This window comes from Pelomonas dachongensis (assembly GCF_043555865.1).
GTDB classification, from domain to species: domain Bacteria; phylum Pseudomonadota; class Gammaproteobacteria; order Burkholderiales; family Burkholderiaceae_C; genus Pelomonas; species Pelomonas dachongensis.
The window spans coordinates 1-24891 of sequence record NZ_JBIGHY010000003.1 but is presented as its reverse complement, the minus strand read 5'-3'; the positions used below and the strand labels follow the sequence as shown (position 1 = coordinate 24891).

Below are 24891 nucleotides of genomic sequence, written 5' to 3'. Positions count from 1 at the left end.
TGCCAGCGGCCCGGCAAAGCCGGCTCCACGGCAGTGGCTGGGTGAATCCATGAAATCGCATATTCCGCGCAAGCGCTTCGGCCAGCATTTCCTGACGGACCGGATGCTGATCGACGCGATCATCGACCTCATCGACCCGCAGCCGGGTCAGACGCTGGTCGAGATCGGTCCCGGCCTGGGGGCGATGACGTTGCCGCTGCTGGCGCGCATCCCCCAAGGTGCTGCGCCGCTGACCGTCATCGAACTCGACCGCGACTTGGCCGCACGGCTGCGCACGCGCGGCGACGTGGAAGTCATCGAGAGCGACGTGCTCAAGGTCGACTTCAACGCGCTGGCCGCCGCCAAGGGCGCGAAGCTGCGTGTGGTCGGCAACCTGCCGTACAACATCTCCACGCCTATCCTGTTCCACCTGTTGGGCGCCGTGGACGTGGTGGTGGACCAGCATTTCATGCTGCAGAAGGAAGTGGTGGACCGCATGGCTGCCGGGCCCGGCAGCAAGGACTACGGGCGCCTTTCCGTCATGCTGCAGTGGCGTTACGACGTGGAGTCCGTGTTGGACGTGCCGCCCGAGGCCTTCGACCCGCCGCCGCGCGTAGATTCAGCCATCGTGCGCATGCAGCCGCTGCGTGAACCCCCGGCGCTGGATGCGGCGCTGTTGGGTGCGCTGGTCGCCAGTGCGTTCTCGCAACGCCGCAAGTTGCTGCGCAACAGCCTGGGCAAGTGGCTGGCTGAACGCGGCTACGAAGGCCGCTTCGACCTCCAGCGCCGCGCCGAGGAGGTGCCGGTCGCCGAGTTCGTCGCGCTGGCGCTGGAGCTGCCGACGTCGCCATGAAAAAACGGGACCCGAGGGTCCCGTTCTTCATCGTGGTGCGCGCGACGCCGTCAGGCTGCGCTCAGCCACATGGACGTGTCGAAGGCGCTGCACATCATCGGCATGTTCACGCCGAAGTTGGGGTTGCCAATCGTCGTCTTCGCCGTCTTGGCAGGCTTTTCAATCACCGGGGCCACCTCAGCAGCCCGCTCCCATGACCCGTTTTCTTGGGAGCGGGCTACTGAAAAGAATAGAAACAGCGGAAGGCGACCTTCCTGTCCGCCCAGTAGTCGGCCGTGTCGCGGAAGACATCGAGCAGCTGCTCGCGGGCCTCCCGGTCGAAACGCACGTTGTCCGGCAGCTGTTCCAGCACGACGACGAAGCCCGGCTGGCTGCCGGCCTTGTGCACGAGGTCGGTCATGCAGTCATGCAGCGCGTCCAGGTTCTTGCCGAAGTGGGCGGGGAAGAGGAAGGCCTGCGCGATGCCGTCGAGGACGTCCTGCTTGGACTGCGCCTCCGACAGGTTGGCGTACAGGAAATGCTGGCCCGCTTCGTGGGCGGCCTGCATCAAGTCCTCGACCCGGTAGGCCCGAATGGCCTGCACGATATTGGGACGGACGGTCTGCAAAAGCATGGTCGCGTTCCTCCTTTCAAGTCACAAAACTGCCAAAACTCGTCTTCGCTCGCTCTTCACCGCGCCGCTGCCGCGCGGATGCGCTGGAAGCTGGCGTAGTGATCGGCGGTGTAGTAGCAGACCTCGGGCGCGCGGGGCGGCTCGCCGCCACAAACGAGGCGGCGGGCGCCGCGGTTGCGCGCGCCAGGGGTCTTGACCGTGTATTCGCGATAGAAGCCGCGCGCCTTGCGGGGCAGCAGCCGTTCGCGATTGCCGAACACCGTGCCGTCCTTGCTGTAAGGAAACGGGCCGCCCGCGTGGACGAGGCGGTACGTTTCCTGGGCCTGGACGGGCAGCGCGCTCAAGCTGATGTCAGCCAGAGCAGGCACGGTGCCGGGTGCTGCTTCCTTGGCCTGCACGCTGCCGGCAAAGCCGGAAATCAGCAGGGCGGTGGTGGCCGCCAAGGCGCCGGAACGCCTCAACCACGGGAGCAAGAACACGGGTTTACCCTGAATTCGAAACCAACATGGTACCGAAGCGGCCCCGAAAGCTCAAGCCAGCCCTCAGTGGTGAAGGCGCGAGTGGGGGTATGTGAGCCTGCGCTCACACCTCGTTAAGTGCTTGATTCAATTGAGTCGTGTCGGCGTTGTGACACGCTTTTCCGACTGCAAACTTCTGTCAATTGGGAGGGTCGGGGCGCTTTCCCGTGGCTCAGGGGCGTGCCGCGTTGGCGTCGGCGACGGTCAGGGCGGTCATGTTGACGATGCGCCGCACCGTGGCAGACGGCGTCAGCACATGCACCGGCTTGGCGGCGCCCAGCAGCACCGGGCCGATAGCGATGCCGCCGCCGGCCGCCGTTTTCAGCAGGTTGTAGGAGATGTTGGCGGCATCGATGTTGGGCAGCACCAGCAGGTTCGCCTCGCCGGTCAGCGGGCTGTGCGGCATCAGCTGCTTGCGGTAGCCGGCGTCCAGCGCGGTGTCGCCGTGCATCTCGCCGTCCACCTCCAGCCACGGCGCCAGTTGCTGCAGCAGCGCCAGCGTGTCGCGCATCTTCACGGCCGAGGGTTTGTCGCTGGTGCCGAAGTTGCTGTGCGACAGCAGCGCGGCCTTCGGCGTCAGGCCGAAGCGGCACATCTCCTGCGCGGCCATGATGGTGATCTCGGCGAGCTGCTCGGCGTCGGGGTCGTAGTTGACGTGGGTGTCGACGAGCATGACCTGGCGGCCGGGCAGGATCAGGCCGTTCATGCAGGCGTAGGTCTTGACGCCGGCGCGCTTGCCGATGACCTGGTCGATATAGGCCAGGTGCGTGGCCGTGGTGCCCCAGGTGCCGCACAGCATGCCGTCGACCTCGCCCTTGTGCAGCAGCATCGCGCTGATCAGCGTCAGGCGGCGGCGCATCTCGATCTTGGCGAGCTGCTGAGTGACGCCCTTGCGCTCGGTCATGCGCAGGTAGGTCTGCCAGTAGTCGCGGTAGCGGTCGTCGTGCTCGACGTTGACGACGTCATAGTCGCGGCCCTGCTGCAGGCGCAGGCCAAAGCGCTCACAGCGTTCGGCGATGACGGCCGGGCGGCCTACCAGTGTCGGGCGGGCCAGGTTCTCGTCGACCACGACCTGCGCCGCGCGCAGCACGCGTTCCTCCTCGCCCTCGGCGTAGGCGATGCGCTTGTTCGGCGCCCGCTTGGCCGCAGAGAAGATCGGCTTCATCGTGTTGCCCGACGCGTAGACGAAGCTCTGCAGCTTCTCGCGGTAGGCGTCCCAGTCCTGGATGGGCCGCGCGGCGACGCCGGAGTCCTCGGCGGCCTTGGCCACGGCGGGCGCGATGCGCATCATCAGCCGCGGGTCGAAGGGCTTGGGGATCAGGTACTCGGGACCGAAGCTCAGCGTCGCGCCGACGTAGGCGGCGGCGACCACTTCGCTCAGTTCAGCCTGCGCCAGATCTGCAATGGCGTGGACAGCGGCGATCTCCATCTCGACGTTGATCGTCGTCGCGCCCGAGTCCAGCGCGCCGCGGAAGATGTACGGGAAGCACAGGACGTTGTTGACCTGGTTCGGGTAGTCCGTGCGGCCGGTGGCCATGATGGCGTCGCTGCGCACCGCCTGCACCTCTTCCGGCAGGATCTCTGGCGTCGGGTTGGCCAGCGCGAAGATCAGCGGCTTGGCGGCCATCGTCGCGACCATGTCGGCCTTCAGCACGCCGCCGGCGGACAGGCCCAGGAACACGTCGGCGCCCTGAATGACTTCGCGCAGTGTGCGCGCGTCGGTCTGCTGGGCGTACTCGGCCTTGTCCGGGTCCATCAGCTCGGTGCGGCCTTCGTAGACGACGCCTGCCAGGTCGGTCACGAAGATGTTCTCGCGCGGCAGGCCGAGCTTGACCAGCAGGCCCAGGCAAGCGAGTGCGGCGGCACCGGCGCCCGAAGTGACCAGCTTGACGTCGGTGATGCTCTTGCCGACCACTTTCAGGCCATTCAGGAAGGCCGCGCCCACGACGATGGCCGTGCCGTGCTGGTCGTCGTGAAAGACGGGGATCTTCATGCGCTTGCGCAACTCGCGCTCGACGTAGAAGCAGTCCGGCGCCTTGATGTCTTCGAGGTTGATGCCGCCGAAGGTGGGCTCCAGCGCGGCGATGCAGTCGACCAGCTTGTCCAGATCGTTCTGATCGACTTCGAGGTCGAAGACGTCGATGCCGGCGAACTTCTTGAACAGCACGCCCTTGCCTTCCATGACCGGCTTGGAGGCCAGTGGGCCGATGTTGCCCAGGCCCAGCACGGCCGTGCCATTGGAGACCACGGCGACAAGGTTGCCGCGCGACGTGTAGCGGAACGCGTTGGCCGGGTCGGCGACGATCTCCTCGCAAGCCGCAGCCACGCCGGGCGAGTAGGCCAGCGCCAGGTCGCGCTGGTTGACCAGTGACTTGGTCGCCGCGATGGCGATCTTGCCGGGCGTCGGGAACTCGTGATATTCGAGAGCGGCCTGGCGGAGTTGGGCGCGTTTTTCTTCGGGGCTCTTCATGACGTGGAACAAGCTAAGGCCGGCCGGCGGGGTGGGAATCATGCCACCGCAAGCTGTCAAAGCTGTCCCCCGGTCATGCGCATCGAGAATACCTTCCATGGGTGAATTCGATCTGATCAGGCGCTACTTCCAGCGCCCCGCCGTGGCCGGCGTCGAGGTGGGCGTGGGCGACGACTGCGCCGTGCTGGTGCCGACGCCCGGCGCGCGCTGGCTGGTCTCCAGCGACATGCTGGTGGAGGGCCGGCACTTCCTGTCCACGGTCGATGCGGCACGGCTGGGCCACAAGGCGCTGGCTGTCAATCTCAGCGATCTGGCGGCGTGTGGCGCGACACCGCGCGGCTTCACGTTGGCGCTGGCGCTGCCGCGCGCGGACGAGGCCTGGCTGGCCGGCTTCTCGCGCGGGCTGCTGGCGCTGGCCGATGCGCACGGCTGCCCGCTGATCGGCGGCGACACGACGCAGGGCCCGCTGAACATCTGCATCACCGTCTTCGGCGAAGCGCCGCCGGGGCAGGCCTTGCTGCGCAGCGGTGCGCGCGTGGGCGACGAGATCTGGGTGTCGGGCCGGCTGGGCGATGCGCGGCTCGCGCTGGAAGTTTTCCGCGGCACGGTGGCGCTGGCGGGCGATGGCTTTGAGGTGGTGCGCGCCGCGATGGAATGCCCGACGCCGCGCGTCGCGCTGGGCCAGGCGTTGCGTGGCATCGCGACGGCGGCGGTCGACGTCTCCGACGGTTTGCTGGGCGATCTGGGGCACATCCTGTCGGCGTCGGGCGTGGGCGCCCGTGTGGAGGTGGACGCGCTGCCGCGCAGCGCCGTGCTGGCCGCGCAACCGCAGGCGCTGCAGCGTGAATGCGGGTTGGCGGGCGGCGACGACTACGAACTGGTCTTCACGGCGCCGCGCGGTGCCGCGTTGCCGGACGTGGGCGTGGCGCTGACGCGCATCGGCGTCATCGAGGCCGACCCGGGGCTGCGCGTGGTCGACGCGCGAGGCACGGCGGTCGCGCATGGCCTGCGCAGCTTCGACCATTTTGCGGCATGACCGGCGCACCGGTCCGGCCGACGCTGGCCTTCATGGCCCGGCACCCGGCGCGCTGGATTGCGCTTGGCTTCGGTAGCGGCTTGGCGCCGCGCGCGCCGGGCACGGTCGGTACGTTGTGGGCGTGGGCAGCGTTCGCCGTGCTGTCGCCGTGGATGAGCGATGCGGCCTGGGCGCTGCTGATCGGCATCGGCACGGTGGTGGGCTGGTGGGCCTGCACGCGCTGTGCGCAGCACATGAAAACGCCGGACCCGGGATCCATCGTCTGGGACGAGGTGCTGGCGTTCTGGGTGGTGCTGTGGCTGATTGCGCCGGCGTCGTTCGTCGGCCAGGCCATTGCGTTTGGCCTGTTCCGCTTCTTCGACGCGGCCAAGCCGGGGCCGGTGGGCTGGGCCGACCGGCTCTTCAAGGCCGAGCGCGGGGTGGCCGTCGGCTGGCGGCAGGGGCTGGGCATCCTGATCGACGATTTCGTCGCGGCCGGCTGTACGCTTGCCGTCATCGCGCTGTACCGCTTCCTGATGGGGTGATGCCATGTTTTCCGACGCCGACGCCCTGATCGACCGCATCGCCGTCGCGCTGATCCGCCGCCGCGAGCGCATGGGCACGGCCGAGAGCTGCACGGGTGGCCTCATTGCCGCGGCGTGCACCAGCCTGTCGGGCTCCAGTGCCTGGTTCGAGCGCGGCGTCGTCAGCTACAGCAACGAGGCCAAGGCCGAGCTGCTGGGCGTGCCCAAGGGGCTCATCGCATTGCATGGTGCCGTCAGCGGCGAGGTGGCGGAACACATGGCGCGCGGCCTGCTGGCGCATGCGCCCATCGACTGGGCCCTGGCCGTCACCGGCGTGGCCGGGCCCACGGGCGGCAGCGAGGCTAAGCCGGTGGGCACAGTGTGGCTGGCGCTGGTGCACGCCGGCCGGCCGGCGCAGGTGTGGCGCGAGAACTTCGGCGGTGATCGCCATGCGGTGCGCGTGCAGACCGTGACGGCGGCGCTCAACGCGCTGTGTGAAGCCCTCGAAGACCGCGACAACTGACGCAGCGGCATTTGGCATTGCGGGCCGAGCGCTGGGCCGCGCCCCAAGCCGGCCCGTCGGGCGAGGGCACCTCAGCCGAGTTTGGCCATCACGCTCTCGGCCATCAGCGCCTCCGCCTCCGGCGGCTGCCAGTTGCGCGCCCACAGGATGAACTCGTCCTGCGGCATGGGCTTGGCGATGAAGTAGCCCTGGCCCTCGTCGCAGCCCAGGCGCGACAGCAGGCCCCAGGCCTTGGCCGTTTCCACGCCTTCGGCGACGACGCTCAGGCCCAGGTTGTGCGCCAGCTCAATGGTGGAGCGCACGATGCGCGCATCGTCCAGGTCGCGCTCCATCGCCATGACGAAGCTCTTGTCGATCTTCAGCTCGTCCACCGGCAGCCGCTTCAGGTAGGCCAGCGACGAGTAGCCGGTGCCGAAGTCGTCGATGGACAACTTGAAACCCATCGCGTGCAGGTGCTCCAGTGTGGACAGCGCGCGCGCGGGGTCGTCCATGATGGCGCTCTCGGTGATCTCCAGGCACAGCGACGCCGGCGGCACCTGCAGCGGCGCCAGCAGTGCCTCGATCTTGCCCGGCAGGTCCTGGTCCATCAGGTCGCGCGTGGACAGGTTGACCGACAGCCTCAGGTTCAGGCCAGCATCGCGGGCCTCGCGTGCGAACTGTGCTGCCCTCTCCAGCACCCATGCGGTGATCTTGCGTATGAAACTGGTCTGCTCGACGAACGGGATGAACTGCATCGGCGGTACCAGGCCGCGCGTCGGATGCTGCCAGCGCACCAGTGCTTCGGCGCCCACCACGCGGCCCCACTGCAGGTCGATCTTTGGTTGCAGGTACAGGCGCAACTCTTCATGCTTGATGGCATGGCGCAGGTCCGATAGCAGTGACAGCGACACCTGGCTGCCGGGGTCCAGCTGCGCGTGATAGATCAGGCTGCCGCACTGGCGGCTCTTGGACGCGTACATGGCCAGTTCGGCGCGGCCCAGCAGCGTGTTGACCTCCTGACCATGCTCCGGAAACAGCGCAATGCCGATGCCGGCGCCCAGGTCGATGGTCACGTCATCAATCTGAAGAGGGCGTTCAAAGTCCTTCAGGATGACCAACGCGACCTCGCTGGCGGTGCGCGCGTCCGCCTGCGGCAGCAACAGCGCAAACTCGTCGCCGGACAGTCGCGCCGGCACCGACTGCATGGGCTCGCACAGTTGCTGCAGCCGCAGCGCCACGGCCTGCAGCAGGCGGTCGCCCACGTCGTGGCCCTGCACGTCGTTGACGCGCTTGAAGCGGTCCAGGTCCAGCATCAGCACGGCCGCCGGCGTGTGGGTGCGGTCCATGTGCAGCTGCAGCACCTGCGCGAAGCGCGCGCGGTTGGGCAATTGCGTCAACGGATCCACGTAGGCCAGGTTGTTGACCAGCGCATCGCGGCGGCGGATGCCTTCGCGCATGCCCTCCAGCGCCACCGCCAGCTCGCCCACCTCGGCCAGATCCGACGCCGCGGGGACGGGGGTTTCGTAGTCACCCGCCTCCAGCCGGCGCGCCGAGGCCGACAGGCTGGTGATGGGCCCGCTGATGCCGCGCGCCAGCAGCACGCTGACCAGCGCGAAGACGCCCACGCCCAGCAGCGTCAGCCCCAGCAGGATGAGCTGCAGCTGGCGGTACGGGGCCAGCGCGGCGTCCAGCGAGCGCAGCAACAGCACGCCCAGCCGCTGCTCGCCCACGGGCAGCGCGACAAAACGGGCGCGCATGCGCTCGCCGGCCAGCTCCAGCACGCCATCGGCCGGTGGCTCGGCGCCCAGGTCGGTCTTCAGCGCGGCCGTGGATGCGGGGCTGAGGTTGCCCACGATGTCCAGCCACGGGCGGCCTGCCGGCTGCAGCAGCAACACGCTGTCCAGGTCGGACAAGGCCTTGAGGTCGTCCAGCACCTCGCGGTTCAACGCGAAGCCCATGACGACCCAACCCACTGGTGCCGGCGTGCGCACCTGAACGGCCACCAACTGGTAGGCCTCCCGCCCCTGCACGGCCAGCGCGGTGCTTTCCCCGCGGCTGGACAGATCCCGCAGCACGGGGCCGAAGGCCGCCGCCCCGTCCCGCGTGGCGGCCACGAGCGTCAGCTGCTGGTCGAAATAGGCGACGACCGAAGCGCCGATACGGGCGCCCTGGTTGTCCAGCGCATCCTTGATGGTCTCGACCGCATCGGCCTCGGCCAGCGACAGGCCCACCGCGCCGCGAAAGCCGTAGTCCTTGGCCAGCAGCTCGGCGGCGTCATGCAGCTTGCCGGACTGTTGGGCCAGCAGCCGGCGCAGCACGCGCTCGCCGGTCTGCAGATCGGCGGCCAGCGAGGCTTGCGCGTTGTGCGTGATGCTGGCCCGGATGACGCTGAAGCTGACCAGCTGCACGGCCAGCAGCAGGGCCAGAAACAAGGCCACGATGCGGCCTTGCAGGCGGTTCAGGTGCAGCCAGGCCGGCCAGCGCATCGGCGCCTACTCCTCCAGGGTCAGCGCGACGGCGCCGCCGGTGCCGGGCACCTCCAGCTTCAGGCGCTGCAAGGTGGGGGTCTTCTGCCCGGCATGCCAGGCCTTCACGGCGTGCGTGCCGGGCGGCAGGTCGAACGTGGCCTGGCCCTTGGTGTCGCTCACTGCGAAAAGCGGTGTGTCGACGACCACGACGTGGGCGCTCATCGTGTCGTGGATGTTGCAGCCCAACGCGGCGACGCCGGGCTTGTCGAACACGACAGGCTCGGTCGGCGTGCCGGTGTAGAGCTTGATATCGATGACCTTGATCGGCGAGAACGAGTAGACGTGATGCCGCACGGTGTCGAAGTTCGGGAAGCTGACGGCGGTGCCCGTCTGCACGATCAGCAACTGCGGCGTGAACTGCCGGTCACGCTGTCCGATCTCGGCCTTGGCGCTGCCGGTCTTGCCGGTGCGGCCGCGCACCTCGACAGCCACGGCGGCGTTCGCCACGGGCTGGCCGCCGGGTCCGCGCATTTGCACCGTGACAGGAACAGCCGCAGCGGCCACCGGGGCCAGAGCGGTGAGGGCGGTGAGGAGGCGGATGGCTGAAGGCATGGCGGCGGGACTTCCGCCACGACGATAGCCGATCAGGCCTCAGCGGACCGTGAGAACTGACCCGTTTCTGCCGCTGGCGGTTTCGGCGAGCATCAATGCCAGGCGCCGCAGCGCTGCCCAGGGATCGCCGGGCCAGTCCGGGTGGCGCAGGCCCTTGACGAGGCCGTCGCAAACCTGGGCCGCCTGCACCAGCGCGCCCGCTTGGCTGCTGTCCAGCCGCGGCGCGATGCGCTCGATGAGGCGCTCCTTGGCGCCCCAGACGCGCGCCTCGCGCATTGCCATGGGCAGAGGCCGGCCGGCATCCAGCGCGCCGCGCACGCGGGCCAGCGCGCGCGCGTCCTCGGCCAGGTTCCAGTGCACCAGCACGGCCGCCTCGCCCTCGGCCTCCAGGCCGTCCAGCATGCGCAGCAGCCGCGGCACGTTGCCCGACAGCACAGCCTCGCTGAGCTTGAACACGTCGAAACGCGCCACGTCCAGCACGGCGGCCTCGATCTGCGCCAGCGTCAGCTCGCCCGGGGGGTGCAGCAGCGCGAGCTTTTGCAGCTCCTGGTGCGCGGCCAGCAGGTTGCCCTCCACGCGGTCGGCGAAGAAGGCCAGCGCCTTCTGGCCGTCCTCGCCCTCGGGCACTGATTGCCCCTGGGCCTTGAGCCGCTGCGCCAGCCAGGCCGGCAGCGCGCGGCGCTCGACCGGCTCGACGCGCAGGGACACGCCGCTGCCGTCCAGCGCGGTGAACCAGGCGCTGCTCAGCTGCGTCTTGTCCAGGCGCGGCAACGTGACGAGCGTCAGCACGTCGTCGGGTGCGGCCTGGGCATACCGCTGCAGCGCCTCGGAGCCGTCCTTGCCGGGCTTGCCGTTCGGGATGCGGATCTCGATGAACTGCCGGTCGGCGAACAGGCTCATCGCCTGCGCGGCGGCCAGCACAGGGCCCCAGTCGAAGTAGGCGCCGCTGACGATGAAGACCTGGCGCTCGCTGAAGCCCTGGACGCGGGCCGCCGCGCGGATCTGGTCGGCCGCTTCCTGCGCGAGCAGCGGCTCGTCGCCGTACACCGTGTAGATGCGGGCCAGGCCCTTGGCGAGATGGGCACTGAGGCCTTCCGCGCGCAGTTGCATCAGCTGGCGATCTTGACCGCGGCCAGGCGCCGCATTACTTGCGCGACGGCGTCGGAGTGCATGGCGCCGTACAGGTTGGCGGCTTCCTGCTCCTTGGCCAGCGCATTGGTCTCGGTGTAGTTCATGTCGCGGTACAGGCGCAGTTCGACCTTGGGCGCCAGCAGTTCGCCGTCGGCCTTGCGGATCAGGTAGTCAAACTGCAGCCTCAGCTGCCATTCACGCACCTGGCCCACGCTGGTGGAGGCGACGACCGAGCGGTCTCGGTGCTCGTTGAGCGCTTCCAGCACCACCTGCGCGCGGGCCGGGTCTTCCAGCAGCTGCACGGGTGTGCGCTTGATCTGGCGCTTCAGCCCGGCAGCCAGCGGCGAGTCCGGCGGGAAGCCGGTCAGGGCCAGCGTGCCGAACGGGAGCTCGGGCTCACGGCGCAGTTCGAAGCCGCAGCCGGCGAGCGCAACGGCACCGAGCGACAGGAGGTGACGGCGTTGCATCCAGCCGGCGCTGGGCCGCCCCGAGGCGGCTGGCGCCCCCTCGGGGGGCAGCGAGCGAAAGCGAGCGTGGGGGCTCATGGTCTTAGACGACGATGTTGACGAGACGACCGGGCACGATGACGACCTTCTTCGGCGCCTTGCCTTCGCTGAACTTGGCGAACTCCGGGTTTGCCAGTGCGGCAGCCTCGATGGCGGCCTTGTCGGCGCCGGCCGGCACCTTCACCGAGCCGCGCAGCTTGCCGTTGACCTGCAGCATCAACTCGATCTCGTCCTGCACCAGCGCGGCTTCGTCCACGGTGGGCCAGGGCGCGTCGAGCAGGTCGCCCAGTTCTGCGGCAAAGCCCAGGTCTTGCCACAGCGTGTGGCTGATGTGCGGCGTGGCGGGGTAGAGCACGCGCAGCAGCACCGAGAAGCCGTCACGAATCGCTGCCGCCTGGCCTTCGGCCTTGAAGCCTTCCAGCGCGTTCAGCAGCTTCATCGCACCGGAGACGACGGTGTTGTACTGCATGCGCTCGTAGTCGTAGCTGACCTGCTTCAGCACGTTGTGCACCTCGCGGCGCAGCGCCTTGCCGTCGCCGTTCAGCGTCGCGTAGTCGGTGCCGCCGGTCTTGATGGCCTCGGCGTTGCGCGCGCCGAAGTTCCACACGCGCTTCAGGAAGCGGTGCGCACCTTCGACGGCGGCGTCGTTCCACTCCAGGGTCTGCTCCGGCGGCGACGCGAACATGACGAACAGGCGGGCCGTGTCGGCGCCGTACTGGTCGATCAGCGCCTGCGGGTCCACGCCGTTGTTCTTGGACTTGGACATCGTCGTCATCTCGTATTCGAGACGCGTGCCGTCCTTCTTCAGCGTGGCGCCGGCGATGCCGCCCTTGTCGTCGTGGATGACGTCGATCTCGTGGTCCCAGTAGTAGTCCTTGCCGCCGCCCTCAGGCTTGTGGAAGAACGCGCCCTTCAAGACCATGCCCTGCGTCAGCAGCTTCTCGAACGGCTCGCTGATCGTCACCAGGCCGAGGTCGCGCATCGCCTTGGTCCAGAAGCGCGCGTACAGCAGGTGCAGGATGGCGTGCTCGATGCCGCCGATGTATTGGTTCATCGGCATCCAGTACTTCGTGCCGTCCGCGACCATGGCCTGGTCGTTGGTCGGGTCGCAATAGCGCATGAAGTACCAGGACGAGTCGACGAACGTGTCCATCGTGTCCGTTTCGCGCTTGGCGGGCTTGCCGCAGCTGGGGCAGGCGACGTTCAGGAAGGCCGCGTGCTTGTTCAGCGGGTTGCCGCTGCCGTCCGGGATCAGGTCGTCCGGCAGCACGACGGGCAGGTCCTTCTCGGGGACCGGCACGACGCCGCAGTCGTCGCAATGGATGATGGGGATCGGCGTGCCCCAGTAGCGCTGGCGGCTGATGCCCCAGTCGCGCAGGCGCCAGGTGGTCTTCTTCTCGCCCAGGCCCTTCTCGGCCAGCAGATCGGCGACCTTGTTGACAGCGTCCACATGGCCCAGGCCGTCCAGCACGCCGGAGTTGATGCAGCGCGCCTTCTGCTTGTCGCCGTACCACTCGGCCCATTGCTTGTCGTCGTAAGCCTGCCCGTCGACGTCGATGACCTGCTTGATCGGCAGCTGGTACTTCAGCGCGAACGCGAAGTCGCGCTCGTCGTGCGCCGGCACGCCCATGACGGCGCCGTCGCCGTAGCTCATCAGGACGTAGTTGCCGACCCAGACCTCGACCTGCGCGCCCGTGATCGGGTGCGTGACGAACAGGCCAGTCGGCACGCCCTTCTTGTCCTGCGTCGCCAGCTCGGCCTCGGTGGTGCCGCCGGCCTTGCATTCCTCGATGAAGCGGGCGACCTCGGGTTTGTCCTTGGCCGCGAGGGTGGCCAGCGGATGCTCCGGCGCCACGGCGCAGAAGGTCACGCCCATGATGGTGTCGGCGCGGGTCGTGAACACCCACAGCCGGCCGCCGCCGCCTTCGATGGTGTGCGGGAAAGCGAAGCGCACGCCCTGGCTCTTGCCGATCCAGTTTTCCTGCATCAGCCGCACGCGCTCGGGCCAGCCGCTCAGGTAGTTCGGGTCAGCCGGATCAGCGACGGCTGAGAGCAGCTCCTCGGCGTACTGCGTGATCTTCAGGTAGTAGCCCGGGATCTCGCGCTTCTCGACCAGCGCGCCCGAGCGCCAGCCGCGGCCGTCGATGACCTGCTCGTTGGCCAGCACCGTCTGGTCCACCGGGTCCCAGTTGACGACCTGCGTGCGGCGCTCGGCGATGCCCTTTTCCAGCATCTTCAGAAACAGCCACTGGTTCCACTTGTAGTAGCTGGGCTGGCAGGTCGCGACCTCACGGCTCCAGTCGATGGCCAGGCCCATGGCCTGCATCTGGCCCTTCATGTGGGCGATGTTGGAGTAGGTCCACTGCGCGGGCGGAACCTTGCCCTTCATCGCGGCGTTCTCGGCCGGCAGGCCGAAGGCGTCCCAGCCCATGGGCATGAGGACGTTGTAGCCCTTCATGCGCAGCTGGCGGGCCAGCATGTCGTTGATGGTGTAGTTGCGCACATGGCCCATGTGCAGCTTGCCCGAGGGGTAGGGCAGCATGGAGCAGGCGTAGAAGTGCGGCTTGCTGGCGTCTTCCGTGACGCGGTAAGCGTCGCGCTCCGTCCAGTAGGCACGGGCAGCGGCTTCGATCTCGTTCGGGTTGTAGCTGGGCGCTTCGGTCTTGGCGTTCATGCGCCGAATTCTAGGTGGCGCCTTCAGCGCGACCTGTCGCTCAGGGCGCCGAAGCGGCGGCTTGTGCGACGAACGCGATGCGGTTCAGCCCGGCGGCCTGCACCCAGCCGATCAGCTCGGCCACTTGGCCGTACGGCACTGCCCGGTCGGCGCGCAGCTGTACTTCCATCTGCTGGTTTGCGCGGCCCAGTTCGTTGATGCGCTGCTGGAAGGCTTCCGGTGCCAGGACGTCGTCGTCCAGGTGCAGCTTGCCATCCGGCGTGATGGCCACCGCGATCGAGCTGGGCGCGTCGCTCGGTGTGGCCGCCTCGCTCTTGGGCAGGTCCAGCCGCAGCGAGGCCGTCATCAGCGGCGCGGTGATCATGAAGATGACCAGCAGCACCAGCATCACGTCGATCAACGGCGTCATGTTGATGTCGCTCATGGGGCGAGCGGCGTCGGTCCGTTCAAGCCGACCGAATGCCATCAGTCGTGGTCCAGCAGCTCGCGCAGGTCATGCGCAAAGCCTTCGAGATCTGCCTCGCAGGCCGCCACCATTTTGCCGAAGACGTTGTAAGCCAGCACGGCGGGGATGGCCACGGCAAGGCCGGCGGCGGTCATGATCAGCGCCTCGCCGACCGGGCCGGAGATCTTCTCGATGGTGATGTTGCCGGCCGCCGAGATGCTGACCAGCGCGTGGTAGATGCCCCAGACGGTGCCGAACAGACCCACGAATGGCGCGGTGGCGCCGACGGACGCCAGCAGCACCTGTCCGAACTGCAGCTTGGCCAGCACGAGGTGCAGCGCGTCGCGCAGGCGGCGGGTCAGACGCGAGTCGCGCCTGCCGGCGGCGTCCAGCGTGGCCGCATGGGTTTGCGCTGTGGCGGCGTCGAGCAGCGGCAGCAGCACGGCCTCGGTGTCGAAACTCTGCAGCGCGCTGCGGCCCTCGGCCACGCCGGCAGCGGCCCAGAACGCCGGCACGGCGCGCGCGACGCCCTTCCGGGCACGGCGCAGCAGCCAGGTCTTCCACAGGATCAGGGCCCAGACGCTGACTGACATGGCCAGCAGCAGCAACGCGACTGCGCGACCGACCAGATCGCTTTGTGCCCAGAAGTCCGCAGGCATGTCAGCCCCTCGTCCAGCGAGTACCCCGGCCGATCCCCCCAGGGGATGCGGGCCGGCTTGGGGCGGCCCGGCGCTCGGCCCGCTGCCGCCTGGTCATGCGGTGAAACCCAGCACGTCGTTCATGCCGAACAGGCCGGTCTGCTTGCCCGCCAGGAAGCGCGCGCAGCGCAGGCTGCCTTGCGCGTAGATCGAGCGGTTCGTGGCCTTGTGGCTGACCTCGATGCGCTCGCCGATGCCGGCGAACATGACCGTGTGGTCTCCGATGATGTCGCCGCCGCGCACGGTGGCGAAGCCGATGGTGGACGGGTCGCGCGCGCCGGTGACGCCTTCGCGGCCATAGACGGCGCATGCCTTCAAGTCACGGCCCAGCGCCTCAGCGACGACCTGGCCCATCTGCAGCGCGGTGCCGCTGGGCGCATCGACCTTCATGCGGTGGTGGGCCTCGACGATCTCGATGTCGTAGCCTTCGTTCAGCGCGCGGGCCGCCATGTCCAGCAGCTTCAGCACCACGTTGACACCCACGCTCATGTTGGGCGCGAACACGATGGCCGTGCGCTCGGCCAAACGGGCCAATTGCGCCTTCTGCGCGTCGTCGAAACCGGTGGTGCCCACGACGGCCTTCACGCCCAGCTCGGCGCAGGCGGCCAGATGCTCCAGCGTCGCCTCGGGGCGGGTGAAGTCGATCAGCACGTCGGCACCGGCCAGGCCCGCGCGGACGTCGTCGCCCTTGTCCAGCGTGACGTGCAGCGTGCAGTCGTCGGCGGCCTGGATGGCCTCGATGAGCATCTTGCCCATGCGCCCCGAGGCGCCCGTGATGGCGACCTTCAGCATCAGGAGCCCGTCTTGGCCGGCGCAGCGTCAAGCGGCGGGTAGGTGCGGCCGGGCGCGGGGCCTTCGGCGGCCGCAGTCGGCGCCGCCTCGGCGCTTTTCTTGGGCGGCGGCAGCGCGTTGCGTTCCGCTTCGCTCAACTCCAGCTTGGGCTGCTTGCCGTCGGGCTTGAAGGTGTTGATGGAGGCGACGAACTCGTTCTCGGTCGGCAGGTCGTCCGGCACGGTCAGCGTCTTCAGCTTGTCGCCATCGAACTCCGCGATGACCAAGCGCTGCTGCTCCGGCGCGCCCTGGCGGCGGATGGTGAATGGGTAGTCCCAGCGCGACTCGTGGAACACGTCGGTCAGCAGCGGCGAGCCCAGCAGGTCGCGCACCTGCGCCTTGGGCATGCCGGGCTTGACCCGGGCGACCATCTCCTTGGTCAGCACGTTGCCTTGCACGACCTCGACGCGGTAGGGCGTCACGAAGCCCAGCACCTTGTCGCCCGTGACGGTCGGCAGCTGGGCCCAGGTGGGCAGGTAGGAGCAGCCGCCAAGCAGCGCGAGCAACGGGAGAGAGGCAAGCAGGGAACGCATGGGGCGGCTACAGAAGGGGAGCGAGGTGCCGGCCGGGAGGCCGGCTGGCTATGATCGGGCGGATTCTAGCGGGGCCCCTCCCCAGCTCCGGGACAGCGCCATGCCTACCACGACCTTCAACAAGAACCAGTCCAGCGACATCAAGAACAGCGGCCTCAAGGCAACGCTGCCGCGCATCAAGATCCTCGAGATCTTCCAGCGCTCGGCGCAGCGCCACATGACCGCCGAAGATGTCTACAAGGCCTTGTTGACCGAGGGTGGCGACATCGGCCTGGCGACCATCTACCGCGTGCTGCAGCAGTTCGAACAGGCCGGCCTGCTGAGCCGCAACCATTTCGAGACCGGCAAGGCCGTCTACGAGCTCAACGAAGGCCATCACCACGACCACCTGGTGTGCCTGAACTGCGGCAAGGTCGAGGAGTTCTTCGACCCCGGCATCGAGGAGCGCCAGCACAGCATCGCCAGCGAGCGCGGTTTCAAGCTGCAGGAGCATTCGCTGGCGCTGTACGCGACCTGCATCAAGACGGACTGCCCCAACAAGGGCTGACCGGTCAGGCCCGGCGTCAGTCGATGGCGCCGCTGTCGATGGCGCGCTGGTGGCGCTCGACGAATTCCTTGTACGTGTCGATGCCGCGCAGCTGCAGGATGGTGTTGCGCACGGCGGCCTCCACCAGGACGGCCAGGTTGCGGCCGGCGTCCACGGCGATGACGACCTTGCGCACCGGCATCCCCAGCACGTCCTCGTGCAGCGGCTCGTAGGGCAGGCGCTCGAAGTCGCGCTCCATCGTCTCTTTGCGCACCAGGTGCACGATGAGCTTGAGGCGCATCTTGCGGCGCACGGCGGTCTCGCCAAAGATGGCCTTGATGTCCAGCAGCCCGATGCCGCGCACCTCCAGCAGGTTCAGCAGCAGATCGGGGCAGCGACCCTCGATGGCGGTCTGGGCGATGCGAAAGAAGTCCACCGCGTCGTCAGCGACCAGTCCGTGACCCCGCGAGATCAGCTCCAGCCCCAGCTCGCTCTTGCCCAGGCCGGATTCGCCGGTCAGCAGCACACCCAGGCCCAGGATGTCCATGAACACGCCGTGGCGCGTCGTGCGGTTGGCAAACAGCTGCGACAGGTAGCCGCGCACCAGGTCGATGACGTGGCCGGCCGAATCGGCGGTGCGGAACAGCGGGATCTCGGCGCGATCGCACATCGCGATCAGGCGCGGCGGGGGCACGGAGTCGTCCGCGACGATGATGACCGGTGGCTCCAGCGTGACGATGCGCGAGATGCGGCGGTCCTGGATGTCGGTGGTTTCCTGGCTCAAGTAGGCCACCTCGCGGCGGCCCACGATCTGCACCCTGTAGGGATGGATGTAGTTCAGGTAGCCCACCAGGTCGGCCGCGCTCTGCGCGTCGCGCACGGCGGCCTCGTCAAAACGGCGCTCCGGGTGGGCATGGCCAGCGATCCACTCCCAGCGGAGGGCTTCGCGATGCTCTTCGAAGAGCCGTTCGGCGCTGATCGAGGTCGGTTTCATGGAGCCCCTCGGCCGGCGGGTGCGCCGACCGATCCCCCGAGGGGATCGCGGGCCGGCTTGGGACTGGCCGGCGCTCGACCCGCTGATGTCTTGTTGTTGATGAAGGGTTTGCGCAAGGCGCCCATTGGCGGCATCAGGCGACGGACTTCAGCGGCTCCCAGGCCGCAATGAGCTTGTGCAGCGTGGCAGCCTCGGCTTCAGTCTTCAGTTGCTCGCGCAACTCCCGGTCGGACAGCATCTCGGCGATCTCCGACAGAATTTCCAGGTGACGCTGTGTGGCGGCCTCGGGCACCAGCAGGAAGATCAGCAGGCTGACCGGTTCGTCATCCGGTGCGTCGAACCCGATGGGCTGCACCAGCCGCAGCACGGCGGCGAGTGGATTCTTCAACCCCTTGACGCGGCCATGGGGGATCGCAACGCCGTGCCCCAGGCCGGTCGAGCCGAGGCGTTCGCGTGCGAACAGGTTGTCAGTGACCAGCGCGCGCGCCATCTGGTGATGGTTCTCGAACAGCAGCCCCGCATGTTCGAAAGCGCGCTTCTTGCTGGACGCATCCACATTCACCAACACGTTGTCGGCGGGCAGGATGGCGGCGAGACGATTCATTGGGTTGAGGCCAAGTGTCGGGGGCGCTGGAGGGCGCGGCCGCCACCGGGCGGGTGGGTCAATCAGAGCTCCGGATTATGGAACTGCAGACCGTTTTGGGGTGGCGGGTTGGCCCCTTGGGCGTGCAAATCAGCATCTGCTTACCGGGAATAGGGGGTTTTGCGGCACTGCAGCAACAAGTGATTGCGCATCGCAAAAAAGCAAAAAGCGGCCCTCGGGCCGCTTTGCGGTGCCGCGTCAATCAGCGGGCGGGTACCTCGAGGCGCTTGGCCGAGGCATGGTGGTGGTCTTGCACCTTGTCCTTGTGACGGCAGACCTGACGGTCCAGCTTGTCCATCAACTGGTCGATGGCGGCGTACAAGTCTTCGTGAGACTGCTCGACAAAGATGTCGCGGCCCTTCACGTGCAGCGTCACCTCAGCGCGCTGGCGACGGTCCTTCTCCTTTTGCTTTTCAACGGTCAGCAGGACGTTGATGTCAACGACCTGGTCGAAGTGGCGGGTCACACGGTCCAGCTTGGTGAGAACGTACTCGCGCAAAGCGGGCGTGACTTCGAGGTGATGGCCACTGATCGTCAGATTCATAAAGCCTCCTTTCAGAGGGTTGGGTCGGAAAAACAGAACCTAGAAAGAACTGAGAACGGGAAAGAGCAGGAGGGAATTTCAGGTAGCGGAGTTGGATGGGAGTGGGGAAATCGACGAGTCCAGTTTGCGCGCGAAGGGCCCGCGTGACAAGGGGGTGACCGTGACGGTTTGCGTCCTTTCGGGTCACGTTTTTGCTGCTTCTTTCAGACCCTGTCGCGATGCAATAATCGTTGGCTATTCGTGACCTCGGAGAGCTTCTTGGACAGCGATCACCCTCGGTGACCGTCCACTCCACCCGCCCGGAGTGAGACGGTTGACCTGACCCCGCCACCCCGGACGGCGCCACCGTCGTCCCCCTGCCAGCGCCGCTGGAGACGATGCATGCTGAACGTATTCACGCTGGATAACGGGCGCCTGAAGGGCGGTCTGTTTCAGGAAGAGATCGAAACCGCCGAGGATCTGGCCCAGTCGCGTCCGATATGGGTGGACCTGGAGAGCCCCAGCGTCGAGGAGAAGGGCTGGATACGCGACCGCTTCGGCCTCACCATCCCCGAGGACATCGTCGACGAGGATCTGGAGGAGTCGGCGCGCTTCTACGAGGAAGACAACGGCGAGCTGCACATCCGCTCCGACTTCCTCATTGAGGGCGATGACGGCCCCGACGGCAAGTCGGCGCGCAACGTGCGCGTGGCGTTCATCCTGTTCAACAACGTGCTGTTCTCGGTGCACAACGAGGACCTGCCTGTCTTCCGCCTGCTGCGACTGCGGGCGCGGCGCATCCCGGCGTTGATTGAGGATGCGAAGGACGTGCTGCTGAAGCTGTACGACGCTGACGCCGAGTACTCGGCCGACGTGCTGGAGGGCATCTACGACAAGCTCGAAGCCGTCAGCGCCCGCGTGCTGAAGAGCGACGTGACCGACGCCGAGGCCGGCGAGGTGCTGGGCTCCATCGCCCGTGAGGAAGACTTGAACGGCCGCATCCGCCGCAACGTGATGGACACGCGCCGCGCGGTCAGCTTCATGATGCGCAGCCGCATGCTGAACGCCGAGCAGTTCGAGGAGTCGCGCCAGATCCTGCGCGACATCGACTCGCTGGACTCGCACACCGCCTTCCTGTTCGACAAGATCAACTTCCTGATGGACGCCACGGTCGGCTTCATCAACATCAACCAGAACAAGATCATCAAGATCTTCTCCGTGGCCAGCGTTGCGCTGCTGCCGCCCACTCTGATCGCGTCCATCTACGGCATGAACTTCAAGAACATGCCAGAGCTGGAACAGGCCTGGGGCTACCCGTTCGCGCTGGGGCTGATGCTGGTGTCGGTGGCGGCGCCGTTCATCTACTTCCGCCGCAAGGGCTGGTTGAAGTAGCCCTGTGCACCCCTTTCAGCAAGAAGGCCCGCGTCGTGATCGACGCGGGCCTTTGCCTGAATAAAAGTGGCCGCTGAACGCCCCGAAGCCAACGAGGGAGGGAGGGAGGAGGAGGAGAACGGCTTCGGGATTTCTGCCCTGATCTCAGAGAGGTTGAGCGGCCTGAATTCGGGTGAGGTGTTGTCGTGAACGGGTGTGGACTCGGGTTTTTACCGGTGTAGCTTGAGAGTGAGGTCGTGGCGCAAAGTTCCAAGGGGTTGTCCCGAGTTCTGGCGACGATTGTTGTTCTCAATGGCGGGTGTCCGGCGTTGTCATCGGGTCGGCTGACGGCGATTGAAAACAGTGGCCTTGGGGGCCGCCATGGTGTCCGCAACGGAGGGCCGGCCAGCCTTGAGCAGCCCCGAAGCACGCCAGCGCGAAGGCAGAAATGGACAGGTGCCGCAAACTTTTAGAATCCCGGCTCTAAACGAGGATCTGCCATGCTTTACCCCGAACTGTTCAAGCAACTTGAGGCTGTGCGCTGGAACATGGACACGGACATTCCCTGGGACAAGTTCGATGCCAGCCTGCTGACCGACGAGCAGGCCCAGACCATCAAGATGAACGCGATCACCGAGTGGTCTGCCCTGCCGGCCACCGAGATGTTCCTGCGCGACAACCGCGAAGACAGCGACTTCTCGGCGTTCATGTCGGTCTGGTTCTTCGAGGAGCAAAAGCACAGCCTGGTGCTGATGGAATACCTCAGGCGCTTCCGCCCTGAGCTGGTGCCCACCGAGGCCGAGCTGCACGAGGTGCGCTTCGACTTCGATCCTGCGCCGGCGCTGGAGACGTTGATGCTGCACTTCTGCGGCGAGATCCGGCTGAACCACTGGTACCGCCGCGCGGCCGAGTGGCACACCGAGCCGGTCATCAAGGCCATCTACGAGACCCTGTCGCGCGACGAGGCCCGCCATGGCGGCGCCTACCTGCGCTACATGAAGCGTGCCATGGTCAAGTTCGGTGACGAGGCCCGTGCTGCTTTCGCCAAGGTCGGCGTGCTGATGGCCAGCGCCCGGCGCACCGCGCAGGCCCTGCACCCTACCAACCTGCACGTCAACGCCGCGCTGTTCCCGCGCGACACCATCCAGAGCCGCCTGCCCGATCCTCAGTGGCTGGAGCACTGGCTGGACAAGCAGATCCAGTTCGATTCCGTGTGGGAGAACCGGGTCGTCGAGCGCATCCTGCACAACATGAGCCTGCTGATGGACCGCAGCTTCGCCAGCGTGCAGGAGCTGAACCGCTTCCGCAAGGAAATGGCGGCCCGGCTGACGCCGCCGGCCGCGGGCGCGCCGGCGTGATCGCTGGCTGATCTGCCAAAGCAAATCGGGGCCTCAAGAGAGGCCCCGATTTGCTTTTGAGCGCTGAGCCTGGATCAACCGCCGCGCGAGCGCTTCAACACCACCAGGGCGAAAGCAGCGACAGCGATCGCCGCCCAGACCAGGAACTGCAGTGACGCCAGTTCAGCCAGCGCGCCACCGAGGTCCTGCATCGCCCAGGCCATCAGGTTGGTGCCCGACTGCATGGCAGTGCCCAGGCTCGCGCCGTCGTGGATCATGGCGCGGCCGATCTGATCGTTCAGGCCCTGCAAGGCTTGCCAAGGCCACTGGATGCCATAGACGTTGTCGAGCACCGCCACCGCCACGCCGCCGCCCACGAGCACCACCGGCACGCCGAGGCGCTTGAGCCAGCTGGATGCGGCCATCAGCACAAAAATCAGCGGCGACAGCCACAGCATCAGCGGCACCGTGCCAGCCAGTCCGCGCAGCAGGATCGGCAAGGTCATGAACAAGGCTTCGCCCCAGTTGACGGCAAAGATCGTGTCGACGCCGCTGATCCGGCTCAGTACGCCCATCGCGATGGGAATGCCGAGCAGGACGCCGATCGCAGCGCACAGCAGCGGTGCCAGCCAGGCATGGGCCAGCACCGTGGCCAGCACGCTCTCGCCGGGGCGGCCTGGCAAAGACAGCCAGAACTCGATCGAGCGATCCTGCGTGTCGCGGCGGGCCAGGCCTGGCAGCTGGAACAGCGCCACCAGCATGGCGATCACGTAGACCGTGATCGCGCTTGCCAGCACGATGAGCGCCGACTGCAACTCTTGGCTGTCCAGATTCCAGTTGCTGGTGAACTTCCCGCCCTGGAACTGCGCGAACGGCAGCACCGCGAGGAACAGCAGTGGCGGTGCGAACGCCGAGATCAGCCAACCACGCTTGTGCTGCATCCATTCGCGTTGCAGCAGAGTCGGAATGTGTGTCTTCATGGCAGTTGTCCTCAGGCTTGCTTGCTGTTCAGCGCCGGGTTGCGGGTCAGCGCCATGAAAAGGTCGACCAGGCTGGGGCGCACGCGCTGGCCCAGGCTGGCGACATGCTCGGGCGGCGCGCCGTCGAACAGCGACGTCGTGCGCCCCTGCTCGCGATAGCGCAGCAGCGGGTGGGCGGCAGCCATCGCCTCGGCGGCGGCCGGATCGTGGTTCAGCGCGACGAAGCGGCGGTCGATGTCCTCCAGGCTGATGGACAGCGCCACGCGCCCCTCGTCCAGCATGATCACGTCGCTCAGCAGCACCTCCACCTCCTCGACCTGGTGCGTCGAGAGCAGCACGCTTCGCTCGCCGTCGCACCATTCGTCGATCAGCATCTCGTAGAAGCTCTTGCGCGACACCACGTCCAACCCGAGCGTCGGCTCGTCCAGGATCATCAGCTTCGCGTCGATGGCGGCGATCAGCGCCAGATGCGTCTGCGCCACCATGCCCTTGGACAGGCTCTTGATCTTGTCGTTCTCGCTCACGCTGGTGCGCTTCAGCAATGTGCGCGCGCGCTCGGCCGAGAACTTGGGCTGCAGCTGGCTCATCAGCGTGATCAGCTCATGCACCTTAGCCCAGCGCGGCAGCACCGCCACGTCGGGGATGTAGCTCAACTGCTCCAGCAGCTTCTGGCGGTCGCGGCACGGGTTGAGGCCCAGCACCGTCATGTCGCCTTGCACCGGTAGCAGGCCCACCAGCGCCTTCATCAGCGACGTCTTGCCAGCGCCGTTGTGGCCCAGCAGCCCGACGACACGGCCCTTGGGCACCGTGACGGAGACGTCGTTCAGCGCGGTCTTCTTGCCGTAGCGCAGCGAGACGTTCTTGACTTCGATGAGGTTCATGTCGACTCCCAGTTCAGATCCTTGGCGGTAAGCCCCAGCCGCTTGAGCTTGGCGCGCAGCGCGGGCCAATCCTTCTGCAGGAACTGCTCGCGCTCCTGTTTGAGCAGGCGTTGTCGCGCGCCTGTCGTAACGAACATGCCCAGCCCACGGCGCGTCTCGATGAGGCCGTGGTCGCTGAGTGCCTGCAGTGCCCGCGTCACGGTCAGCGGGTTGATGACGTATTGGCTTGCCAGCGCGCGTACCGAGGGCAGGGCCTCGCCTTCAGAGGGGCTGCCGTCCAGAAGTTGCACGGCCAGTCGGTCGGCCAACTGCTGGTAGATCGGTGCCTGGTCGGTCCAGGGGGGAGTCATGGGCGCTCCGGGGTGTGTTGCTGATGTAGCACACCATATCTCCCGGGGCTGGGGCGGACCTAGCGCGGCGCGACAGACCGTTGAATTGGCGGGATGAGCTGCACGATTGTCGGTGTCGGTTTGCGCAGAACTTGGAACTGTTTGCGCTTAACTTGGAACTGCCATGCGCGTCGAAGACGTTGACGCGCCTTGTTGTGACGCAGACGCTCAGAGCCGTTGCGGACCAAACGGCGGAAGTTGTAGGGCGATCAGCCAGGATCACCGGTGAAGACTTGCCGACCAAGATCGCTCTCGGCGCGGCAGTCGAGCGCTGCGCCGTCCCGTGATCAGGCAGGTGGCCGATCTTCCTGGTGCGGCTGGTCAAGTGTTTGTCACTGGCTTGAGAGTGGCCCCTCCTGCCACCTCAAACAGCGATAGCTAGGTGTTGGGTCTCATGTGATCATGTGCCCACTCGCAGCTGGGCCTTGTTCAAAGCCAGGGACGTGCTGCGGGAGTTGATCCGAACCCTCAAGGCCGAGCAGTCGGTCGTCAAAGTCGCATGAGCCGAGTCCACGCCCAAGCCCGTACCACACCTCTGACCCGCATGGAGATTCGCGATTCCGAGTTGGGCGTGGTGGCCCTGGCCGAACGCTACAACATCAGCCGCAGCACGGCGTCGAAGTGGAAGAACCGGGAGGACGTGCAGGACCGCTCGCACCGGCCCCACAAACTCAGCACCACGCTGACTGAGGGGCAAGAAGCCATCGTGGCCGAGGTGCGCCGCCTGACGCTGATTCCACTGGACGATCTCTTGGTGGTAGTGCGTGAGTTCATCAACCCGGCCGTCTCTCGCTCGGGGCTGGATCGGTGCCTGCGACGCCACGGGGTGGGCAGCCTGCGCGAGCTGCAAGCCGCAGCCCGTGAGGCCGCTGGCG

The 24891-nt window shown here is 67.1% G+C and carries 25 protein-coding genes and 1 pseudogene; 8 read left to right on the top strand and 18 right to left on the bottom strand.

What is annotated here, in order from left to right:
* Positions 1–49: 49 nt before the first annotated feature.
* The gene (rsmA, locus tag ACG02S_RS09360) at positions 50–832 is read left to right on the top strand and encodes a 16S rRNA (adenine(1518)-N(6)/adenine(1519)-N(6))-dimethyltransferase RsmA (protein WP_394470183.1); all 783 of its coding nucleotides are present in this window, start codon (positions 50–52) and stop codon (positions 830–832) included.
* A gap of 217 nt (positions 833–1049) precedes the next feature.
* Here the strand turns inward: rsmA and ACG02S_RS09355 are convergent, their stop codons facing one another.
* From ACG02S_RS09355 to ACG02S_RS09345, 3 genes are all read right to left on the bottom strand, one after another.
* Positions 1050–1445, bottom strand: a complete 396-nt coding sequence (locus ACG02S_RS09355) for a barstar family protein (RefSeq protein ID WP_394470182.1) — start codon at positions 1443–1445, stop codon at positions 1050–1052.
* 56 nt (positions 1446–1501) lie between these two features.
* Positions 1502–1843, bottom strand: a complete 342-nt coding sequence (locus ACG02S_RS09350; protein ID WP_394470708.1) for a guanyl-specific ribonuclease — start codon at positions 1841–1843, stop codon at positions 1502–1504.
* A gap of 292 nt (positions 1844–2135) precedes the next feature.
* Positions 2136–4433, bottom strand: coding sequence for an NADP-dependent malic enzyme (locus tag ACG02S_RS09345; RefSeq protein WP_394470707.1), 2298 nt, complete (start codon positions 4431–4433; stop codon positions 2136–2138).
* Between the two features lie 97 nt (positions 4434–4530).
* Between ACG02S_RS09345 and thiL the strand changes: the two genes are divergently transcribed.
* From thiL to ACG02S_RS09330, 3 genes are read left to right on the top strand one after another with little or no spacing between them, the layout of a single operon-like run.
* On the top strand, positions 4531–5469 hold the full coding sequence (gene thiL / locus ACG02S_RS09340; RefSeq protein ID WP_394470181.1) for a thiamine-phosphate kinase: 939 nt from the start codon (positions 4531–4533) through the stop codon (positions 5467–5469).
* On the top strand, positions 5466–5993 hold the full coding sequence (locus ACG02S_RS09335; RefSeq protein WP_394470180.1) for a phosphatidylglycerophosphatase A family protein: 528 nt from the start codon (positions 5466–5468) through the stop codon (positions 5991–5993). Before thiL ends, ACG02S_RS09335 begins: the two co-directional genes overlap by 4 nt.
* Before the next feature lie 4 nt (positions 5994–5997).
* Positions 5998–6495, top strand: a complete 498-nt coding sequence (locus ACG02S_RS09330; RefSeq protein WP_394470179.1) for a CinA family protein — start codon at positions 5998–6000, stop codon at positions 6493–6495.
* A gap of 71 nt (positions 6496–6566) precedes the next feature.
* On the opposite strand, the gene ACG02S_RS09325 is transcribed toward ACG02S_RS09330, so the two are convergent.
* The 9 genes from ACG02S_RS09325 to ACG02S_RS09285 all read right to left on the bottom strand — a co-directional run bounded on the left by ACG02S_RS09325 (position 6567) and on the right by ACG02S_RS09285 (position 16372).
* Positions 6567–8960 carry a putative bifunctional diguanylate cyclase/phosphodiesterase gene (locus tag ACG02S_RS09325; protein ID WP_394470178.1) on the bottom strand — a complete coding sequence of 798 codons (2394 nt, stop codon included), beginning with the start codon at positions 8958–8960 and terminating at the stop codon, positions 6567–6569.
* 6 nt (positions 8961–8966) lie between these two features.
* A complete protein-coding gene (locus tag ACG02S_RS09320) occupies positions 8967–9554 on the bottom strand; it encodes a methylamine utilization protein (RefSeq protein ID WP_394470177.1) in 588 nt (195 codons plus the stop codon).
* Positions 9555–9593: 39 nt separating this feature from the next.
* Positions 9594–10664 carry a DNA polymerase III subunit delta gene (gene holA, locus ACG02S_RS09315; protein ID WP_394470176.1) on the bottom strand — a complete coding sequence of 357 codons (1071 nt, stop codon included), beginning with the start codon at positions 10662–10664 and terminating at the stop codon, positions 9594–9596.
* The gene (locus tag ACG02S_RS09310; RefSeq protein ID WP_394470175.1) at positions 10664–11230 is read right to left on the bottom strand and encodes an LPS-assembly lipoprotein LptE; all 567 of its coding nucleotides are present in this window, start codon (positions 11228–11230) and stop codon (positions 10664–10666) included. Before ACG02S_RS09310 ends, holA begins: the two co-directional genes overlap by 1 nt.
* A gap of 4 nt (positions 11231–11234) precedes the next feature.
* Positions 11235–13865, bottom strand: a complete 2631-nt coding sequence (gene leuS / locus ACG02S_RS09305) for a leucine--tRNA ligase (protein ID WP_394470174.1) — start codon at positions 13863–13865, stop codon at positions 11235–11237.
* 40 nt (positions 13866–13905) lie between these two features.
* Positions 13906–14331 (bottom strand): ExbD/TolR family protein, encoded by a 426-nt coding sequence (locus ACG02S_RS09300; protein WP_394470173.1) that lies wholly within the window; start codon positions 14329–14331, stop codon positions 13906–13908.
* Entirely contained in the window at positions 14331–14969 is a 639-nt protein-coding gene (locus ACG02S_RS09295; protein WP_394470172.1) for a MotA/TolQ/ExbB proton channel family protein, read from the bottom strand. The genes ACG02S_RS09300 and ACG02S_RS09295 overlap by 1 nt, the downstream gene beginning before the upstream one ends.
* 93 nt (positions 14970–15062) lie before the next feature.
* Entirely contained in the window at positions 15063–15800 is a 738-nt protein-coding gene (dapB, locus tag ACG02S_RS09290; protein ID WP_394470171.1) for a 4-hydroxy-tetrahydrodipicolinate reductase, read from the bottom strand.
* On the bottom strand, positions 15800–16372 hold the full coding sequence (locus ACG02S_RS09285) for an outer membrane protein assembly factor BamE (protein WP_394470170.1): 573 nt from the start codon (positions 16370–16372) through the stop codon (positions 15800–15802). Before ACG02S_RS09285 ends, dapB begins: the two co-directional genes overlap by 1 nt.
* 100 nt (positions 16373–16472) lie before the next feature.
* Between ACG02S_RS09285 and fur the strand changes: the two genes are divergently transcribed.
* A complete protein-coding gene (fur, locus tag ACG02S_RS09280) occupies positions 16473–16919 on the top strand; it encodes a ferric iron uptake transcriptional regulator (RefSeq protein ID WP_394470169.1) in 447 nt (148 codons plus the stop codon).
* A 16-nt stretch (positions 16920–16935) separates the two neighbouring features.
* Here fur and hprK read toward each other — a convergent pair whose 3' ends face one another.
* The 3 genes from hprK to hpf all read right to left on the bottom strand — a co-directional run bounded on the left by hprK (position 16936) and on the right by hpf (position 19079).
* Positions 16936–17892 carry an HPr(Ser) kinase/phosphatase gene (gene hprK / locus ACG02S_RS09275; protein WP_394470168.1) on the bottom strand — a complete coding sequence of 319 codons (957 nt, stop codon included), beginning with the start codon at positions 17890–17892 and terminating at the stop codon, positions 16936–16938.
* Positions 17893–18025: 133 nt separating this feature from the next.
* Complete coding sequence (locus ACG02S_RS09270) at positions 18026–18496, bottom strand: PTS sugar transporter subunit IIA (protein ID WP_394470167.1); 471 nt, start codon at positions 18494–18496, stop codon at positions 18026–18028.
* Positions 18497–18737: 241 nt separating this feature from the next.
* Entirely contained in the window at positions 18738–19079 is a 342-nt protein-coding gene (hpf, locus tag ACG02S_RS09265; protein ID WP_348009756.1) for a ribosome hibernation-promoting factor, HPF/YfiA family, read from the bottom strand.
* A gap of 381 nt (positions 19080–19460) precedes the next feature.
* On the opposite strand from hpf, the gene corA reads away from it, so the two are divergent.
* The gene (gene corA / locus ACG02S_RS09260) at positions 19461–20450 is read left to right on the top strand and encodes a magnesium/cobalt transporter CorA (protein WP_394470166.1); all 990 of its coding nucleotides are present in this window, start codon (positions 19461–19463) and stop codon (positions 20448–20450) included.
* A gap of 479 nt (positions 20451–20929) precedes the next feature.
* Complete coding sequence (locus tag ACG02S_RS09255; protein ID WP_394470165.1) at positions 20930–21787, top strand: ferritin family protein; 858 nt, start codon at positions 20930–20932, stop codon at positions 21785–21787.
* A 74-nt stretch (positions 21788–21861) separates the two neighbouring features.
* On the opposite strand, the gene ACG02S_RS09250 is transcribed toward ACG02S_RS09255, so the two are convergent.
* Genes ACG02S_RS09250 through ACG02S_RS09240 form a run of 3 tightly spaced genes read right to left on the bottom strand, consistent with a single transcriptional unit; the run spans position 21862 to position 23977 of the window.
* Positions 21862–22746: a hypothetical protein gene (locus ACG02S_RS09250; RefSeq protein ID WP_394470164.1), complete on the bottom strand. Its 885-nt coding sequence runs from the start codon at positions 22744–22746 to the stop codon at positions 21862–21864.
* 11 nt (positions 22747–22757) lie between these two features.
* Positions 22758–23627, bottom strand: coding sequence for an ABC transporter ATP-binding protein (locus ACG02S_RS09245; RefSeq protein WP_394470163.1), 870 nt, complete (start codon positions 23625–23627; stop codon positions 22758–22760).
* Entirely contained in the window at positions 23624–23977 is a 354-nt protein-coding gene (locus tag ACG02S_RS09240; RefSeq protein WP_394470162.1) for a GntR family transcriptional regulator, read from the bottom strand. The genes ACG02S_RS09245 and ACG02S_RS09240 overlap by 4 nt, the downstream gene beginning before the upstream one ends.
* 538 nt (positions 23978–24515) lie before the next feature.
* Here ACG02S_RS09240 and ACG02S_RS09235 point away from each other — a divergent pair.
* Positions 24516–24891, top strand: a pseudogene (locus tag ACG02S_RS09235) (IS481 family transposase); the annotation flags it as partial.